Annotated in this window: 1 protein-coding gene and 1 pseudogene; both read right to left on the bottom strand. The window is 69.0% G+C overall.

Going from position 1 to position 1,642, the window contains the following annotated elements:
• Positions 1 to 395: pseudogene (locus QZ079_RS09410) on the bottom strand (FAD-dependent oxidoreductase); the annotation flags it as partial.
• On the bottom strand, positions 392 to 1,642 hold a 1,251-nt coding region (locus tag QZ079_RS09405), incomplete at its 5' end, for an NAD(P)/FAD-dependent oxidoreductase (protein WP_297037578.1). The pseudogene QZ079_RS09410 and the gene QZ079_RS09405, both read right to left, overlap by 4 nt.

Raw genomic sequence — 1,642 nt, 5'->3', positions numbered from 1 at the left:
TCTGCGCCCGCCTTGGCAAGGGTGAGCGCGGCGAAGAGGCCGGCGCAACCAGCCCCCACGATCACCGGCCGCGGTGCGGGTGGCGTTGCCAGATGGGGGACGGGCAGCGGGGATTTTTCCTTCACGACGCGTACCCGTCGCTTGTCCCGCTCGGGGACGCGAGCCAGGAGCTCGTCTTCATGGACATCGGCGCAGAAAAAGATGCGGACGACGAGGACAAGGTGGACATCGTTTTTCCGGCGGGCGTCAATCGAGCGGCGCTTGAGCTCGATGTGGTCGATGAGGTGGGGGAGGCAGCCAAGGAGCTTGATGGCCTCGGCAAGCCCCACGGCGAGGCAGCGCTGTTCCGTTGTGCCCTGAGCGAGCGAGGCGCGGATGTCGGAAATCTCGATCATGAGGTCACCTCGCGTGCTGCCGCGGCGCCGGCGCGAAGCCCGGAAAGCCATGCCCAGGCTAGGTTGAAGCCGCCGCAGTCGGCATCCATATCGAGCGCCTCGCCGCAGGCGAAGAGCACCCCGCCGGAGGCGCACTTCAGCCGAAGCGTCTCGACATCCACGGCAGAAAACGGGATGCCGCCGCAGCGCACCTGCGCAGACTTCGTCTCCGTCACGCCGCGCGCCCGGAATGTGAGGCGCTTCGCAGCGCGGGTGGCTTTTCCCGTGCTTCCCTCCCCGGCGAGGGTGACGACGCGCCCCAATGCGGGCGCGAGCACGCCGTCGAACCAATGGGCGCTCTTGCGCTCGAGTTTGCCTACGATCTGCGTCCGAGCGCGGAGCCTCTCGCGCAGCTCGTCTTCGGACAGGGTGGGGAAGAGGTCGACTTCGATGATGTCGTCGCGTTCGATGCGGCGGGAGAGGTTGAAGGCAGCGATGCCCGAGAGCCCGTAGGCGCGGAAGAGCACCTCGCCGTCTTCGCTCCAGAGCGGTGTGCCGCCGCGGACGAGCGTGAGGCGTGCGTCCGCCCGCACGCCATCGAGGCGGGCGAGCGCATCGGGCTCCAACCCGGCCTCTCCGCTCGTTGGCTGGCAGGCGATGGGGCAGAGCACCGGCCGCTCTTCCAGGTGCGGTATATCGAAGACTTGGCAGAGCGCTTCCGAGGCGCCGCCCGGCGCGAGCACGATGGCACGCGCTTGGAGGAGCGTGGCGTGCATAGGGGCCTGCGCGAGCGCGCGCCGAAGTGCCCGGAGGCGGGCATGCTCGTCGCGCGCGCGGGGCGCATGGAGTGCTGCGGCGGGGGCAAGCGTTTCGAGTTTCCAGAGCCCGTCTTCCGCATTCCAGGCGGCGTGTATGAGTCGGTGCGCGCAGAGCTTCGCCACGTCGGCGCGTTCGCAGGCGGCAAGAAGCGCGTCACGCACGGATTCCGCACGCTTGCTCATGGGGTAGAGCCTGCCTTCGTCGCTCGTCGTCCAGATGCCGACGCTGTCGAACCACGCAGCGAGCGTCTCTTCCGGATGCTCGCCCAAAACGGCACGTGCTATGACGGGGTGGCGGTAGCGAGCGGGACGCAGGCGCTCGTTCGAGAGGTTGCATCGACCGTTGCCGGTGGCGAGGATGGGCAGGCCGCAGTCGACGTCGCACTCGACGATCGCTGTGCGCGCGCCTGCACGGGCGGACGTAAGGGCGGCGGCGAGGCCGGATGCCCC

The sequence above is a fragment of the uncultured Enorma sp. genome, from assembly GCA_905210055.1.
Classification (GTDB): Bacteria; Actinomycetota; Coriobacteriia; order Coriobacteriales; family Coriobacteriaceae; genus Enorma.
Note: the sequence above shows the minus strand (reverse complement) of the source record. Positions and strands in the feature narration are given on the sequence as shown.